Consider the following 16,389-nt stretch of genomic DNA (forward strand, 5'->3'; position numbering starts at 1 on the left):
TTGCCGTCAGCCGAGCTCGACCGTATCGGCTCCGCGGCACGGCCGATGGATACCACGATGCATCGGCCGCGCAATACAAGCGCTTAACCCACATCGAGCTCCTCATCCTGAGGAGCCCGCGTACCGGGCGTCTCGAACGATAAGGCCCAGCCCCTCAAGCCGCCTTCTTCGGCGCGAGATCGACCGCCTGCCGCAGCGCCTCGATCAGGCTGCGTTCGTCGGCGATGCCCTTGCCCGCGATGTCGAAGGCGGTCCCGTGATCGACCGAGGTGCGGATCACCGGCAGGCCAACAGTGATGTTCACACCGGCTTCCAGCCCCAGCACCTTGATGGGTCCATGGCCCTGATCGTGATACATCGCGACCACCATGTCGTAGTCGCCGCGGCCGGCCAGGAAGAACAGCGTGTCGGCAGGCAGGGGGCCGCGCACGTCCCAGCCCTTGCGCTGACAGGCTTCCACGGCCGGCGTGATCTTGGCGGCTTCCTCGCCGCGACCGAACAACCCGTTCTCGCCGGCATGCGGATTGATGGCGCAGACGCCGATCTTCGGATTGGCGATGCCGGCGCGCACCAGCACGTCATGTCCGCGTGCGATGACACGCTCGACGAGGCCGGGCTCGATCTTCTCGATCGCATCGAGCAGGCCGATATGCGTGGTCACGTGAATGACGCGGAGTTTCGGCGACACCAGCATCATCGACACTTCCGGCGTGCCGGTCAGATGCGCCAGGAGCTCGGTATGGCCGGGATATTTGTGGCCGGCCGCATGCAGCGCTTCCTTGGAGAGCGGCGCGGTGCAGATGCCCTGAGCGAGCCCTGCCTGCACCACCTGCACGGCTTTCTCGATATAGCGATAAGCCGCCTCACCTGCCGTTGCCGAAACCTTGCCGAACGGCAGATCGTCCGGCACCAGCTTCAGGTCAACGCACTGCACCGCCTTCGACGCAAAATTCGCCTCGTTCGCGTCGCTCAACGCATCGACCTCAAGCGAGAGGCCGACGATCTGACCGGCCTTGCGCAAACGGTTGGCATCGCCGATCACCAGCGCATTGCAGATCGCCTGCACCTCCGGCTGCGCCAGCGCCTTCATGATCACCTCGGGCCCGATACCGGCCGGATCTCCCATGGTGATCGCAATGGTCGGACTGGTCATATGAAACTTCCTCTGGTTCGGACGGCGCGAAGGCGCTCGCTGATGCGGATGAGGCTGTGCTCGTCACCGAACGCGCCCGCTTTGGTGGCGATCGGGACGGATAATCGGCCAAGAGTGAGGCCGAGCGACACGCCCGGCTCGATTTCGTCGGCAAGACGGATGCCGTTGACGCCGAAGCGCGACAGCAGCGCCGCGGCAGTTTCGCCACCCGTCGCAGCAAAGGCGCCGATCGCGGGTGCAACGGCCTCCAGGGCCTCGGCGAGACCGTTGGCGAGCTGTGGGCCGAGCGACATGTCGGGATGATCATCCATCATGATCTCAACCAGTGCATCGCCGCCGCAGGCAAGTCGCTTCATCACGTCCGCGGCGAGCGCCGCCCGGCCGGCACCATCGTTGAGCAGCGTCTCCGGCGCGACCGGGAAATGCGCCACGGTGCCGGTCGCCTCCAGCTCGCGCGCGGCAGTGCGAGACGCGCCGGCGAGCGAGCCCACCACGATCAGGGTGCCGGATGCGCTCGTCGGAATGCGCAGCGGCTCGACGACATGGCTGTCTTCGAGGCCGGCCAGCGCATGCGCGAGGCCGGCGCTGCCGATGAAGAAAGTTGCGGGCGATGCATGCAGGCTCGCCTCCGCTATCAAATGCAGATCGTGTTCGGTCTCGGCGTCGCAGGCCGCGACCACATCGCCCTCCCCGGCCAGTCTCGCGAATGTGGCTTTGAGATCGCCACCGCGCACGGCAGCGAGCTTGACCTTCGCACCGCGAATGCCCGCGGTCGCGAGAACGTCGACAAGATCGGCATTCGTATAGGTGTGGTCGCGCCGCCAGACCTCGGCCTCCTCGAGGGGGCGGCCTTTGACCAGGATGCGCCCGTCGATTGTGGCGCGGCCGGTGGCCGGAAAGGCCGGCGCGAACACGCCGAAGGCCGGACCCGACCGCGACTTGAGATGCGCAAGCGCGGCGGCAGTCTCCGCTGCAGGTTGCCCCCGCAGCGTCGAGTCAATTTTCTTGAAAAGAATACGTCCGGGTTCGCAGAGGCGCGCCAGCACATCGGCATGGCGGGCTGCAGCGGCTCCGCCCGAAAGGCCGCGACTCGCTGCATCGTAGGCCAGGACGGACAGCTGGTAACCCGACGCGTCGGTCACCTCACCCCACGTCACCGCAGCCGCACGCCCCCTTCTGCCGAAGGCGATCGCACAATCCGCGGCACCGGTGAGATCGTCAGCGACGATCAGCCAGCTCTGGCATGGCGCATTTTCTTGACGCGAACCGGTATCCACTTCGCTCGAAAACGCTTTAAGGGCCATCTTCAGTGACCTGCCTCAGTGACAGCCGAGCGCACCGCGGGGGTCATGTTGCCGGCAGAAGCCTGGTCCTTTTCTGCAGGCTCCTCGACGTCGCGACCAACAACGCGGGCCGTCCAGGCCGTAACGATAGGCACGAGGATTGCGGTAACCACGACGCATGCCGCGACGAGAATGGTCGCAGGCCGCGCCGCGTCTGCATAGGCCGGATTGGCCGCGGCGACAATCGCCGGGACTGCCGCCGCATTACCGGCTGTCGAGGCCGCCGCAACACCCGCGACACCATTCCCGCCAGTGATGCGATCGGCCAAGAACAGCGGGACGCCGGTCAGAACCACCACGGCCACTCCCATGCCGAGGCCGAGTAGACCGGCGTGCCAGACCTTCGACAGATCGAGGCCGGCGCCGAGCGCGAAGGCGAAGAACGGGATCATCACAGGCACCGCGCGGCTCAGGAAGTCGCGCATCTCGCGATCGAGATTGCCGATGATCATGCCCACCATCAGAGGCAAGATAGCGCCCACGAGGGTCTGCCATGGAAATGCCGAGAGGCCGGCGACGCCCAAGGTGATCATGGTGAGGAAAGGACCGCTCTCCAGCGACATGATGGTATAGGCGCCGACGTCACGCGGACGTCCATATTGACCCATCAACGCCATATAGAGGCCGCCATTGGTGTCGTTCATGGCGGCGACGATCGCGAGAGTCGACACACCCGCGAACATGCCAGCAGCGACCGGCGCTTCTCCCAAAATGCGGCCGAAGATCAGACCGAGGACAACGGCAACGCCAACCTTCACGATCAGCAGGGTGCCGCCCTTCTTCACAATGTAGGGGGTCGCGCGGAAGTCGATGCCCGCGCCCATGCAAACGTAAAACACGGCGAGAATCGTCAGTGCGCCAGAGAACAGCGCGCCGGTGAAGGAGCCGAAGAACTTCGGAGTATCGGGAAAGAAGGTCGCAATAAGCGCCCCAACCAGCAGCGGGACCACCATCATCCCGCCAGGCACCTTTTCGATCGCCCGCTTAATTGGAACCTGCATTTCTGTTTTCTCCCGCGCAAAGCGCTCATCCGATCATTTTGCGCATTTCCGCCAGAGAAACGAGCAAACGGCCGCCGTATATGCTCACATCACGCGACATTCAAGGCTTATTGCGCATTTCGCGCAAAACGGGCTGTTATGATCTTGGACGCAGTGTCGGCGGGCCTGATCTTCGGGCGCGCCATCTACCGCCAGTCCTAGCTAGCTTCCTTCAGAACGATTTGCTCCATGCGGAACGGGGCGCACCATGGAAATGGTGCGCCCCGCTATCGTTGCGTTTGCCGCGCCGAGAAGCTCGCTGGCAGGTCAGTCCGTGGTGATCGCCGTCTCGACGTCGGACGGATCGATCTGCTTGTTCAGGTTGGCGTGCAGCTTCTTGTGGTCGAGCTCGCCCTCCCACCATGAGACGAACACCGCGGCGACGCCGTTGCCGGTGATGTTGGTCAGTGCGCGCACCTCGCTCATGAACTTGTCGATCGAGAACACGATGGCCATGCCCGGCACCAGCGCCGGATTGACCACGCTCAGCGTCGCCGCGAGCGTGATGAAACCCGCCCCGGTGACGCCGCTCGCCCCCTTCGAGGTCAGCATCGCGACGACCAGGATGGTCAATTGCTGGCCGAAGGAGAGATCGACACCAAGTGCCTGCGCGATGAACAGCGTCGCCAGAGTCATGTAGATGTTGGTGCCGTCGAGATTGAAGGAGTAGCCGGTCGGCACCACCAGCCCCACCACCGGCTTGGAGCAGCCGAGCCGCTCCAGCTTTTCCATCAATTGCGGCAGCGCGCTCTCGGACGAGCTGGTGCCAAGCACGATCAACAGCTCATCCTTGATGTAGGCGATGAACTTGAAGATGCTGAAGCCCATCACCCGAGCGATCAGGCCGAGCACGAGCACCACAAAGAGCGCGGCGGTGCCGTAGAACAGCGCGATCAGGCCGATCAGGTTACCGAGCGCCGCAGGACCGAACTTGCCGATGGTGAAGGCCATCGCGCCGAACGCGCCGACAGGCGCCGCTTTCATGACGATGCTGATCACGCCGAATACCGCATGTGCGCTATCGTCGATGATATCGCGCAGCCGCTCGCCGCGTTTGCCCATCGCCATCAGCGCGAAGCCAAAGAGGATCGCGAACAGCAGCACCTGCAGGATGTCGCCGCGCGCGAACGCGCCGAACACGCTGTCGGGGATGATGTTGAGGACGAAATCGACCGACTTCTGAGCGTGCGCTTGATCCGCGTATTTGGTGGCGTTCGCGACGTCCGCCGCCCCGGGTTTTGCTGCGAGCCCATGGCCGATCTGGAACAGGTTGCCCATGATCAGGCCGAGGATCAGCGCAAAGGTGGAGACGATCTCGAAATAGAGCAGCGCCTTGATGCCGACGCGCCCTACCTTGCTGGCGTCCTGGATATGGGAGATGCCCGAGACCACTGTGCAGAAGATGATCGGAGCGATCACCATCTTGATCAGCTTGATGAAGCCGTCGCCGAGCGCCTTGATCCAGTCATTTGTCGCGAGCGCCGGCCACAACCAGCCGACCACGACGCCGAGCACGATCGCGATCAGCACCTGGACATAGAGGATTCGGTACCACGGTTTTGATGTGCTGGCCTCGGCAGGCTCGCTCGTCGCAATCGTTGCCATGGGTCTCACTCCTACTCGAAGATGCGCAAGGTCGATCGGCCGAGCGATGCGGCGATGACCATCTCGGAAAATCAGATTGGCAGCCGCCTCGCCCGAGGCTCGCTTACAGGCGGCGATCGGCGAGCCGCCGTGCGGCCGGCAGCAGCGCGGCCCCGAGCGCGGTCTTGACGAGCGTGCCCGCGATGAACGGCACGATCCCGACCAGCCATGCCTTCTCGGCCCCCAGGCCGACACCGAAGGCGAGCCAGCTAAAACCGGCCGCGAGGATGATGATGTGGCCGAGCGCCATCGCTGCAAACAGCCGGACGACGCTTCGGTCAAAGCCGCGCTCGGCGAGCCAGCCGGCGACGAACGCCGCGGCCACGAAGCCGAACAGATAGCCGGCCGTCGGCCCCATCAGCGGTGCGAGGCCGCCGACCGGTCCGGCAAACACCGGAAAGCCGATCGCGCCTTCCGCCAGATAGGCGATCACGGTCGCAGTTCCGAGCCATGAGCCGTAGGCAGCGCCGATCATCAGCACCACCAGCGTCTGCAGCGTCATCGGCACATAGGGCAGCGGCAGATTGACCTTGGCCGACAGCGTCAGCAGCGCCGTGCCCAGGAATACCAGGACGATCCCGCGCAACAATCCCGAGAAATCACCCGACCGGTTCGGCCACAGCACCGAAGCAAGAGGAAAATGCCTGGCGGCGGCGGAAACAGATACCGATCTGACGGACAAGGCCAACTCCGGGGTGTGACAAACTGGCGCGCTATTTAAGCCAACCAGCGATCCGCGCAACCGCTTCCTGCATCTCCTCTGCGGACCGCGCATAGGAAAAACGGATGAAGGCGCGGCCATGGATCGGGTCGAAATCGACACCCGGCGTCGCCGCGACATGGGCCTTTTCCAACATCTGGCGGGCGAATTCGAAGCTGTCGGACGTAAAGTCCGACACATCGGCATAAAGGTAGAATGCGCCATCCGCGGGCAGGAACTTGGTCAGCCCCGCTTTCGGCAGCCCCTCGATCAGGATACGCCGGTTCTCCTGATAGCCGCGCTTGATCGCTTCCATCTCCTCGCGGCCATCGAAGGCGGCTTCGGCTGCAATCTGCGACAGCGTCGGCACCGAAATCGAGAGGTTCTGCTGCAGCCGCTCGATCGGGCGCACCAGCGGCTCGGGCACGACCATCCAGCCGACCCGCCAACCGGTCATGCAGAAATATTTCGAGAACGAGTTGATCACGAGGGCGTGTGGGGACAATTCGGCTGCAGTCACCGCCGGAAAGGCGTAGTCGAGCCCGTGATAGATCTCGTCCGAGATAAAGCGGATGCCGGCGCTCTCGGCCGCCGCCATCAGGCTTGCAAGAGCCTCGCGCGACATCATCGTGCCGGTCGGATTGGCGGGGCTGCCCACCAGAACGCCTTTGAGCGGCGCCTTGCGATGCGCGTCGAGCAGGGCCTCGCCGGTCACTTCGTCGTCTCGATCAGCACCGGCTCGCAGCCGAGCGCACTCAGGATATGCCGGTACGGCGGATAGCCGGGCACGGTCACCGCAACGCGATCGCCCGGCTCGAACATTGCGAGAAACGCCAGGATGAAGCCGCCCGACGAGCCCGTCGTGATCACGACGCGCTCGGCATCGACCTCGCATCCATACGTCTCGCGATAATGCCGCGCGATGCGCGCACGCAGCGAGGGAATACCGAGCGCGGAGGTGTAGTCGATGCGTCCATCGTCGAGCGCCGCGTGAGCTGCCGCGATCGCCGCTTTCGGCGCTGGCGCCGCCGGTTGGCCGACCTCCATGTGGATCACATGCCCGCCGGCCGCCTCGATTCGCGCCGCCGCCGCCATCACGTCCATCACCATGAAGGGCGGAACCTCGCTCCTTCCCGAAGCGGTCAAAAGGTGATTCACGCGGTCTCTAAATGTCGCTTCGGGCATGGATATCTGCTATTTGGGCCGGCGTCGCCGGTTTCGGGTTCCGTAACGACCGGTTGCGCCCCAGACTGGCCGCATTCGGCGGTTTGTTAGGGCATATATTGTCCGTGGCCCGCCGCCAATCGCTAAGACCGCTCCATGCTGCTCCGTTTCGCGCTTCGCAAGAAGACCCTGAAATTGACCGCACTCGCGATCGCGCTGGCGGTCGCGCCGACGATGGCGCTGGCGCAGGAGAACAAGGGCCCGCCGATCCTTCGCGACACCGAGTCCGAGCAATTGCTGCGCGACTATACGAGGCCGATCCTGCGCGCTGCGGGACTGGAGAAGCAGAACATCCAGATGGTCATCATCAACGATGGCACGTTCAACGCTTTCGTTGCGGACGGCCGGCGTATCTTCGTCAATTACGGCGCGCTCATGCAGTCGGAGACGCCGAACCAGATCATCGGCGTGCTCGCGCACGAGACAGGACATCTTGCCGGCGGCCATCTCGCAAAGCTCCGCGAGCAACTGGCGCAGGCGCAGACCCAGATGATCATCGCCATGCTGCTCGGCGCCGGCGCGATGGTCGCAGGCGCACGCGGTGGCAGCAGCAACGGCCTCGCCAATGCCGGTGCCGCGGCGGTCGCGGCGCCGCAGGAAGTGATCCGCCGAACGCTACTCTCCTATCAGCGCCAGCAGGAAGAGAACGCCGACCGCGCCGGCGTGAAATTCCTGAACGCGACTGGCCAGTCCGCCAAGGGCATGTACGAAACGTTCAAGCGCTTCACCGACGAAAGCCTGTTCGCAGCTCGCGGCGCCGATCCGTATCTGATGTCGCATCCAATGCCCGCTGATCGCGTGGCCGCGCTGGCGGAGATCGCGCGCTCCAGCCCCTATTGGGACAAGAAGGACGATCCCGCGCTGCAAATGCGCCACGACATGGTGCGCGCCAAGATCTCCGCTTTCATGGAGCGGCAGGACACCGTCTATCGCCGCTATCCTTCGTCCAACAACGGCCTGCCCGCCCGCTATGCGCGGGCGATCTCGACCTATCTGCACGGCGATCTCCGCAGTGCGCTGGCCCAAATCGACGGCCTGATTCAGGCGCAGCCCAACAACGCCTATTTCTACGAATTGCGCGGCCAGGCGCTGCTCGAGGGCGGCAGGCCGGCGGAGGCGATCGCGCCATTGCGAAGGGCGGTGCAGCTCTCGGGCAACGCGCCCCTGATCGAGATGCTGCTGGGCCAGGCGCTGGTCGCGACCAGCAACAACGCCTACACCGATGAAGCCATCAACATCCTGCGCGCCGCGGTGGCGCGCGAGAGCGAGGCGCCGATCGGCTATACCCAGCTTGCCATGGCCTATGGCCGCAAGGGCGATTATGCGCAAGCGGACCTCGCTTCTGCCCAGGCCGCCTATCTGCGCGGCGACAGCAAGACCGCGCGCGAGCTGGCCTCGCGTGCCAAGACGCGCTTTGCCATCGGAACCCCCGGCTGGGTCAAGGCTGACGATATTGTGAGCGCTAAGCCGCTGCCGGGTCAGAAAAACAACTAGCCATCAACGTAAATCGTCTACAACGATTGCCAACCGGCACTAAACCCAAGCCGTACAAGGATTTGCCCATGCGCCCGCTCCGTTTTCTCGCTCCCGCCCTGCTCGCCGCAGCGCTCGCTGGCGCCCCGCTGCCCGCATCCGCGCAGGGCTTCTCCGATACGCAACGCAGCGACATCGAGAGCATCGTGCGCAACTACCTGATCACGCATCCCGAGGTGCTCGAGGAGGCGATGACCGAGCTGACCAAGCGCCAGGCCGCGGCCGAGGCCGAGAAGCATCAGGCGAGCATCGCGAAGAATGCGGATGTGATCTTCAACTCGCCGCGCGGCGTGACGCTCGGCAACAAGGACGGCGACGTCACCTTCGTGGAATTCTTCGACTACAACTGCGGCTACTGCAAACGCGCGATGGTCGACATGATCGACCTCATGAAGGCCGATCCCAAGCTGAAAGTCGTGCTGAAGGAATTTCCGGTGCTGAGCCAGGGCTCGGTGGAAGCGGCGCAAGTCGCCGTCGCCGTGCGCATGCAGGATCCGACGGGCAAGAAATATCTCGACTTCCACCAGAAGCTGCTCGGCGGCCGTGGCGCCGCCGACAAGGCACGCGCGATGGCGGTCGCCAAGGAAGTCGGCCTCGACATGGCCAGGCTCGAGAAGGACATGGCGGGCCCGGAAGCGAAAGCGACCATCGAGGAGAACTTCAAGCTCGCGGAAGCCATGGGCATGAACGGCACGCCAAGCTACGTGATCGGCAAGCAGGTCGTGATCGGCGCAGTCGGGCTGGAGAACCTGAAGGAAAAGATCGGCATCGCCCGTTGCGGCAAGGCGACGTGCTGACATCACTGCGAGACAATCTCGGATGCGCAAAGGCCGGCTTCGTAGCCGGCCTTTTTGTTTGAGCGTTTCTGCACGCTTCCGTTCATCGCGCATTCACAAAACAAACCGCGTGGAACCGCTCTCAGTTCGGAACGCCGCTCTCCTCCTTTCGTTGTTGGCGTGGGCAATGCAGGACTTCTTGAGGAGGAATCGAAATGACGAACCGCTTGTTGATTTCAGTCGCGACTGCGGCCTTGATCGCCGGAACCGGCTTTGCGAACGCGCAGGGCACCGGCATGAGCCGCGAGTCGCCGTCCGGTGGCGGCGCGACGACGCAGCACAGCGCGCCATCCAGTGGCGGCGCGTCTTCAGGCACGATGAACCGTGAACACGGCGGCACCACAGGCATGAATGGCGCCGAGCAGTCCGGCAAGAGCTCGGGCTCTTCCGGCATGAAGTCGGAGTCCGATAGAAGTGGCGCGGCCGACAGGAACGCCCAGGACACCAACGCCCCGGGTCAGAAGTCGAAGAGCATGAACTCGGAGAACGAGAGGACCAAGGGCGAGAAGGACATGAAGGCTGAAGGGCGCGAAGGCCGTGATCGTGACCGCATGAATGCCGAGACTCGCGACAAGAGCGGCGGCACCGCCGCCGAAAGCCGCGACAAGAGCGGCACCATGGAAAAGCAGAAGGGCGCGACCGACACCAGCCGCTCGCAGACCACGACCGGCAACGCCGGGACCTCGGCAACAGCCGCCCCGCCGGCCGAGAAGCGGACCCAGATCGTCTCCGCGATCAAGTCGGAGCGGGTTGAAGAGGTCAAGAACGTGAACTTCAACGTTGCGGTCGGCACCACCGTGCCAACGAGCGTGCGCTTCCATCCGCTTCCATCCCGGATCGTCGAAATCTATCCGGAATGGCGCGGCTATGATTTCATCCTCGTCAACGGCCGCTACGTGATCGTCCAACCCGAGACGCACCAGATCGTCTACATCATTGAGGGCTAACGGCAGCCCTCACGCGAGGGCGGGTCCAACCCGCCCTCGTTTTTATCCCCTTCGCCGTACGCAGGTCACCGCCGAACGGCGGGCGCACCCATGTCGCTTTTCCACAAAAGTTGGTTAATTAGCGTTTTCCGTGGGTTAGCCAGGCAACCTGACGGTCCAAATGAGCCGTTTGAACCGGTTTGCGACAAACCTAAGCTTTCCCTCTGGTCCGTTGTTACCTATAAACCCGCGACTTGGAGCGAGATCCGGAACCCCGTTTCCGAAACGATCCTGCCCAGAACGATTTAGCGCTGTTTCTTGGAACTCCGGATGGCCCAGGCCCCTGCCGCGACGATCTATGTGCTCAACGGCCCGAACCTCAATCTGCTCGGGACCCGTGAACCCGAGACCTATGGCCATGCCACGCTCGCCGACGTCGAGAAGCTCTGCAGGGATACCGCGGCCCAGTTTGGCCTGACCGCGGACTGCCGGCAGTCCAATCGCGAGGGCGAGTTGGTCGACTTCATCCATGAGGCGCGGGCGAAGCAGGCGGTCGGCATCATCATCAATGCGGGGGCCTATTCCCATACCTCGATCGCGCTGCATGACGCGCTGATCGGGGTAAAAATTCCGACCGTCGAAGTGCATATCAGCAACATTTATACCCGCGAGAGCTTCCGGCATCATTCCTTCACTGCTAAAGCCGCCTTTGCGTCGCTTTGCGGCTTCGGTATCGATGGCTATCGCCTCGCGATATCAGGCCTCGCCGCCAGGATCGGCGCCAAGGCGACAGCCTGACGCATTCCCCGTCATCAGACAGAGAGTTTCGGACCAAGATCATGGCGCGCCAGCCAGACGACAAATCCGCCGCAAAGCCCGGCAAAGACAACGACAAGGATGACGCCGCGCTCATCCGCGAACTCGCGCTCCTGCTCGACGAGACCCACTTGACCGAGATCGAGATCGAGCGTGCGGGCGTCCGCCTGCGTGTCGCGCGCAATGTCAGCATTGCCGCGGCCGTGCCGGCGGCCGTCGCGCCGGCCCTGTCGGTGGCTGCACCCGTGGCTGCCGCTGCCGCGACCGACCTCGCCAAACATCCGGGCGTAGTGCCCTCGCCCATGGTCGGCACCGCCTATTGGGCGCCGGAGCCGGGCGCAAAGCCCTTCATCGAGGTCGGCAGCAAGGTATCAGCCGGACAGACGCTGCTGATCATCGAAGCGATGAAGACGATGAACCAGATTCCGTCCCCACGCGCGGGCACCGTGACGCAGATCCTCGTCGAGGACGGCCAGCCCGTCGAATTCGGCGAGCCGCTGGTAATTATCGAATAGCGAATGGCGCGTAGCGGATAGCGAATGGTGAAGAGACAACTCCACTCGCTAGTCGCCATTCGCCGCCCGCGAGCTGGAAGCACATGTTCGACAAGATCCTCATAGCCAACCGCGGTGAAATCGCGCTTCGCGTGCTGCGCGCCTGCAAGGAGCTCGGCATTTCGACGGTGGCCGTGCATTCGACCGCTGACGCGGATGCCATGCATGTGCGGCTTGCGGACGAGAGCGTCTGCATCGGGCCGCCGCCGTCGAAGGACTCCTATCTCAACATTCCCGCCCTGCTCGCGGCCTGCGAGATCACGGGCGCCGAGGCGGTGCACCCCGGCTACGGCTTTCTCTCCGAAAACGCCCGCTTCGCCGAGATCCTGGCCGAGCACAATCTGCATTTCATCGGTCCGAAGGCCGAGCACATCCGCCTGATGGGCGACAAGATCGAGGCCAAGAAGACCGCCAAGCGACTGGGCATTCCCGTCGTTCCCGGCTCCGACGGCGCCGTAAGCTCTGATGACGATGCAATGGCGATCGCCAGGTCGATCGGCTTCCCGGTGCTGGTGAAGGCCGCCGCCGGCGGCGGCGGGCGCGGCATGAAAGTCGCGCACAGCGAAGCCGATCTGGCGCTGGCGCTCTCCACCGCCGCAACCGAAGCGAAATCCGCCTTCGGCGACGCGTCGGTGTATCTGGAGAAATACCTGCAGAAGCCGCGCCACATCGAGATCCAGGTGCTCGGCGACGGCCGCGGTGGCGCCATTCATCTCGGCGAGCGCGACTGCTCGCTGCAGCGGCGCCACCAGAAGGTCTGGGAAGAAGGTCCCTCGCCGGTCCTCTCGGCCGCCCAGCGCGCAAAGATCGGCGAAACCTGCGCGAAGGCGATGCGGGACCTGAAATATCTCGGCGCCGGCACAATCGAATTCCTCTATGAGGACGGCGAGTTCTATTTCATCGAGATGAACACCCGCATCCAGGTCGAGCATCCCGTCACCGAGAGCATCACCGATATCGACCTCGTGCTTGAGCAGATCCGGATTGCCGCCGGCGGCGACCTGCCCGCGAAGCAGGACGAGGTCGCGATCATCGGCCACGCCATCGAATGCCGCATCAATGCGGAGAACCCGCAGACCTTCCGCCCTTCGCCTGGACGCATCTCGCAGTACCACCCGCCCGGCGGCCTGGGCGTCCGGATCGATTCCGCCGTGTACCAGGGCTATGTCATCCCGCCCTATTACGACTCGCTGGTCGGCAAGCTGATTGTGCACGGCAAGACCCGTGGCGAATGCCTGATGCGGCTGCGCCGGGCGCTGGACGAGATGGTCGTCGACGGAATCGAGACCACGCTGCCGCTGTTCCGCGCCCTGGTGCGCGAGCCCTCCATCATCGATGGCGACTATCACATCCACTGGCTGGAGCAGTATCTCGCCGGGCAGCCGACCATCGGCTGACGGCCCAAATCAGACGCCGCAAGTCAGACGGCCCAAGTCAGACATCCTAAGCCAGTTCCATTTCGCATGGAACAAAGCACGGAACCGTGCGTTTGCAGCGACCGGGATTTCCCATCCCCGAGGACCGCTTGCATTCCACTGGATCCATGACACGAGGCACCCGTGACGTCTGACGCCAAGCGCCGGCGCGCATTGGGGCAGATCCTGCTGCTCGCGGCGGGGCTCCTGGTGCTGGTTGCGATCAGCGCCGGGTCGGTCCTGCTGGTGAACAAGGCGCGCCAGGATAGCGCCTGGGTGGTCCACACCGTCGAGGTGGAAAACCAGATCAATGCCGTACTGCTCGAGCTCCGCCGTGCCGAAAGCGCGGCCCGCGCCTATCTCTTGACCCGCTGGCCGGAATTCCTGACCGACCATGAGCAGGCGGTGGCCAACGTCGTCCCCTATGCGGATAAGCTGGCGCAGCTCACGGTCGACAATCCGCTTCAGGTCGAGAACGTGAAGAAGATGCGTGCGGCAATCGACATCCGGCTCGATCAGTTCAGGCGCGAAATGGATTTCATCAAGCGGGACGAACCCGCCAGCGCAGCGGCGCTGGTCCGCGAGGCGGCCGCCGGCAACACCAATGCCATCATCCGCGACGTGACGGACAAGATGCACGCCGAGGAAGAGCGGCTGTTCGATTTGCGGACGGCCAATGCCGACCGCTCGCAGATACTGGCGTCCTCCGTCACCATCGCCGGATCGTGCATCGTGATTGCGCTTGGCGCGATCGCGGCGTTCCAGGTGCGCCGCTCCACGCGCGTCCGCGACGAGGCCGAGACCAAGCTCCGGGACCTCAACGTCACCCTGGAGACCAGCGTGCAGGAGCGCACCGCCGATCTGCGCGAGGCCAATGACGAGATCCAGCGCTTTGCCTATATCGTCAGCCACGACCTGCGCTCGCCGCTCGTCAACATCATGGGCTTTACCGGCGAGCTCGAGGAGCTGCGCGGCGACATCTTCAAGCGGATCGCCGCCCTGAGCCACAGCGCCTCGGAAGCTGCCGCATTGCCGCAGAACGCCACCGACAGCGCCGAGCCTGTGCTCGAGAGCGCCGACAAGCAGCTCTCCGACGATTTTTCCGAGGCGCTCGGCTTCATCAAATCCTCGATCGCCAAGATGGATCGCCTGATCACCGCGATCCTCAATCTCACCCGCGAAGGTCGGCGCGAGTTCAGTCCCGACCGGATCAACACTCGCGAGCTGATCGAGGGCGTCGCCGCGACCGTCGCGCATCAGGCGGCCGAGGCGAATGCGCAAATCCGCATCGAGCCATTGCCTGATATCACCAGCGACCGTCTTGCGCTGGAGCAGATCTTCTCCAATCTCATTGACAATGCGCTCAAATATCTGAGGGACGGTGTTCCCGGCGACATCGCAATCCGCGGACGCACCAAGCTTGGCTTTGCGATCTTCGAAATCAGCGACAATGGCCGCGGTATCGATCCCAAGGATCACCAGCGCATTTTCGAGCTGTTCCGCCGGGCCGGAACTCAGGACAAGCCCGGCCAGGGCATCGGGCTCGCGCATGTGCGGGCGCTGGTGCGGCGTCTTGGGGGAACCATGTCGGTCGCCTCGGAACTTCACAAGGGCAGCACATTCACGATAACACTTCCAGTCAACTGGGCCGCCAAGCGGAAGGCAGATGTATGAGCAATCCAGTCACCATCATCATGATCGAAGACGATGAAGGCCACGCGCGGCTGATTGAGCGGAATATTCGCCGATCCGGTGTCAACAATGAGATCGTGCCGTTCAGGAACGGTACAGATGCGGTCGGCTATCTCTTCGGCCCGGATGGAAGCGGCATCGACCAAAAGGGCCGCGCGCTGCTCATCCTGCTTGATCTCAACCTACCCGACATGACCGGCATCGATATCCTGAAACGGGTCAAGGAGAACAAGCACCTGAAGTCGACCCCGGTGGTGGTGCTGACCACCACGGACGATTCGCAGGAGATCAAGCGATGCTACGAGTACGGCTGCAACGTCTACATCACGAAGCCGGTGAACTACGAGAGCTTCGCCAACGCAATCCGCCAGCTCGGACTGTTCTTCTCGGTCATTCAGGTTCCGCCAGCAGCAGCATGAGCACCACGAGCCCCACCCTGCTCTACATCGACGACGATGAGGCGCTGGCGCGGCTTGTCGACCGCGGCCTGACGCGGCTCGGGCTGAAGGTGGTGCACGCGGCAAGCGGCCAGCAGGGGCTGGATCGCATCGCACAAGGCGGCATCGACGTGGTCGCGCTCGACCAGTACATGCCGGGTCTCGACGGGCTCGAGACGCTCGAGCAGATCCTGAAAATTCCCGACGCGCCACCGGTCGTGTTCGTCACGGCCTCACAGGATTCCGCGATCGCCGTCACCGCGCTGAAGGCCGGCGCGGCGGACTATCTTGTCAAGGACATCCACGGCGAATTCATTCCGCTGCTCCAGGTCGCCGTCAACGGCGCGCTACGTCAGGCGGAATTGCAGCGGGCGCGCGACGAGGCGGAAGCCGAGATCCACGCCTCGCGCGACCGCTTCGCTGCGCTCGCCGCCGAGCGCGAGGTCTTGCTCCGTGAGGTCAATCACCGCGTCGGCAACTCGCTGCAGATCATCGCCTCGCTCCTGCACCTGCAGGCGAGTTCGGCGACACAGGACGACGTCAAGGCGGCGCTCACCAACGCGATGGGCCGCGTCGCTGCCGTCGCCCAGGTCCACCGTCGGCTCTACACCTCGCACGACCTGAAGAGCGTGCTGCTGAACCAATATCTGGAATCCTTGCTCGAAGATCTCCGCCGCTCGGCCGAAGGCAACCGGATGTCGCGGCTGACCTTGAAGGCCGAACCGATCGAGATCGATCCGGATCGTGCTGTCGCGATCGGCATCATCGTCAACGAGTTGGTGATGAATGCGGTGAAGTACGCCTATCCTGACGGCGCCGGCCCGATCCATGTCGAGCTCAAGACCGAGGGCGATGATGTGCTGCTGGCGATTTCCGACGACGGCGTTGGCCTCAACGTCAAGGCCGACCCGCGCTCCACGGGCCTCGGCCAGCGGATCGTCAGCGCCATGGCCTCCAAGCTCGAGGCCAGCGTCGAGCGCGACCCCGACCATAGTGGCACGCGCATCCTGGTACGCTTTCCCCGTGCCAGCACCGCAACGGCGAAATCCGCCAGCGCCGCCGCGAGCTAGCTCGGC

14 protein-coding genes and 1 pseudogene are annotated in these 16,389 nt (G+C 64.0%); 9 read left to right on the forward strand and 6 right to left on the reverse strand.

All coding sequences use genetic code 11. The features are described 5' to 3' along the window. Nucleotides 1-154: 154 nt before the first annotated feature. The 6 genes and pseudogenes from pdxA to ACZIRK_RS20965 all read right to left on the reverse strand — a co-directional run bounded on the left by pdxA (nucleotide 155) and on the right by ACZIRK_RS20965 (nucleotide 7,065). Nucleotides 155-1,153 carry a 4-hydroxythreonine-4-phosphate dehydrogenase PdxA gene (gene pdxA, locus ACZIRK_RS20940; protein ID WP_130229452.1) on the reverse strand — a complete coding sequence of 333 codons (999 nt, stop codon included), beginning with the start codon at nucleotides 1,151-1,153 and terminating at the stop codon, nucleotides 155-157. Further along, nucleotides 1,150-2,457 (reverse strand): four-carbon acid sugar kinase family protein, encoded by a 1,308-nt coding sequence (locus tag ACZIRK_RS20945; protein WP_130229453.1) that lies wholly within the window; start codon nucleotides 2,455-2,457, stop codon nucleotides 1,150-1,152. The genes pdxA and ACZIRK_RS20945 overlap by 4 nt, the downstream gene beginning before the upstream one ends. A 2-nt stretch (nucleotides 2,458-2,459) precedes the next feature. Further along, complete coding sequence (locus tag ACZIRK_RS20950; protein ID WP_130229454.1) at nucleotides 2,460-3,497, reverse strand: 2-keto-3-deoxygluconate permease; 1,038 nt, start codon at nucleotides 3,495-3,497, stop codon at nucleotides 2,460-2,462. A gap of 306 nt (nucleotides 3,498-3,803) precedes the next feature. Further along, complete coding sequence (locus ACZIRK_RS20955; protein ID WP_130229455.1) at nucleotides 3,804-5,141, reverse strand: dicarboxylate/amino acid:cation symporter; 1,338 nt, start codon at nucleotides 5,139-5,141, stop codon at nucleotides 3,804-3,806. 103 nt (nucleotides 5,142-5,244) lie between these two features. Next, nucleotides 5,245-5,802: a biotin transporter BioY gene (locus ACZIRK_RS20960; RefSeq protein ID WP_130229464.1), complete on the reverse strand. Its 558-nt coding sequence runs from the start codon at nucleotides 5,800-5,802 to the stop codon at nucleotides 5,245-5,247. A 91-nt stretch (nucleotides 5,803-5,893) separates the two neighbouring features. Beyond that, a pseudogene (locus tag ACZIRK_RS20965) lies at nucleotides 5,894-7,065 on the reverse strand (pyridoxal phosphate-dependent aminotransferase). A 135-nt stretch (nucleotides 7,066-7,200) separates the two neighbouring features. On the opposite strand from ACZIRK_RS20965, the gene ACZIRK_RS20970 reads away from it, so the two are divergent. From ACZIRK_RS20970 to ACZIRK_RS21010, 9 genes are all read left to right on the forward strand, one after another. Further along, nucleotides 7,201-8,598, forward strand: a complete 1,398-nt coding sequence (locus tag ACZIRK_RS20970; RefSeq protein WP_463328050.1) for a M48 family metalloprotease — start codon at nucleotides 7,201-7,203, stop codon at nucleotides 8,596-8,598. 68 nt (nucleotides 8,599-8,666) lie between these two features. Continuing rightward, nucleotides 8,667-9,434: a DsbA family protein gene (locus ACZIRK_RS20975; protein WP_130229456.1), complete on the forward strand. Its 768-nt coding sequence runs from the start codon at nucleotides 8,667-8,669 to the stop codon at nucleotides 9,432-9,434. A 194-nt stretch (nucleotides 9,435-9,628) separates the two neighbouring features. Continuing rightward, nucleotides 9,629-10,420: a DUF1236 domain-containing protein gene (locus ACZIRK_RS20980; RefSeq protein ID WP_130229457.1), complete on the forward strand. Its 792-nt coding sequence runs from the start codon at nucleotides 9,629-9,631 to the stop codon at nucleotides 10,418-10,420. A 309-nt stretch (nucleotides 10,421-10,729) separates the two neighbouring features. Then, nucleotides 10,730-11,197: a type II 3-dehydroquinate dehydratase gene (gene aroQ, locus ACZIRK_RS20985; protein ID WP_130229458.1), complete on the forward strand. Its 468-nt coding sequence runs from the start codon at nucleotides 10,730-10,732 to the stop codon at nucleotides 11,195-11,197. Between the two features lie 41 nt (nucleotides 11,198-11,238). After that, on the forward strand, nucleotides 11,239-11,730 hold the full coding sequence (gene accB, locus ACZIRK_RS20990) for an acetyl-CoA carboxylase biotin carboxyl carrier protein (protein ID WP_130229459.1): 492 nt from the start codon (nucleotides 11,239-11,241) through the stop codon (nucleotides 11,728-11,730). Nucleotides 11,731-11,813: 83 nt separating this feature from the next. Then, nucleotides 11,814-13,166 (forward strand): acetyl-CoA carboxylase biotin carboxylase subunit, encoded by a 1,353-nt coding sequence (gene accC, locus ACZIRK_RS20995; protein ID WP_028164174.1) that lies wholly within the window; start codon nucleotides 11,814-11,816, stop codon nucleotides 13,164-13,166. A gap of 162 nt (nucleotides 13,167-13,328) precedes the next feature. Then, nucleotides 13,329-14,858, forward strand: coding sequence for a sensor histidine kinase (locus ACZIRK_RS21000; RefSeq protein ID WP_130229460.1), 1,530 nt, complete (start codon nucleotides 13,329-13,331; stop codon nucleotides 14,856-14,858). Continuing rightward, a complete protein-coding gene (locus ACZIRK_RS21005; RefSeq protein WP_130229461.1) occupies nucleotides 14,855-15,295 on the forward strand; it encodes a response regulator in 441 nt (146 codons plus the stop codon). Before ACZIRK_RS21000 ends, ACZIRK_RS21005 begins: the two co-directional genes overlap by 4 nt. Next, nucleotides 15,292-16,383: a sensor histidine kinase gene (locus ACZIRK_RS21010; protein ID WP_130229462.1), complete on the forward strand. Its 1,092-nt coding sequence runs from the start codon at nucleotides 15,292-15,294 to the stop codon at nucleotides 16,381-16,383. Before ACZIRK_RS21005 ends, ACZIRK_RS21010 begins: the two co-directional genes overlap by 4 nt. Nucleotides 16,384-16,389: the final 6 nt, after the last annotated feature.

Source organism: Bradyrhizobium sp. Leo114, assembly GCF_055229415.2.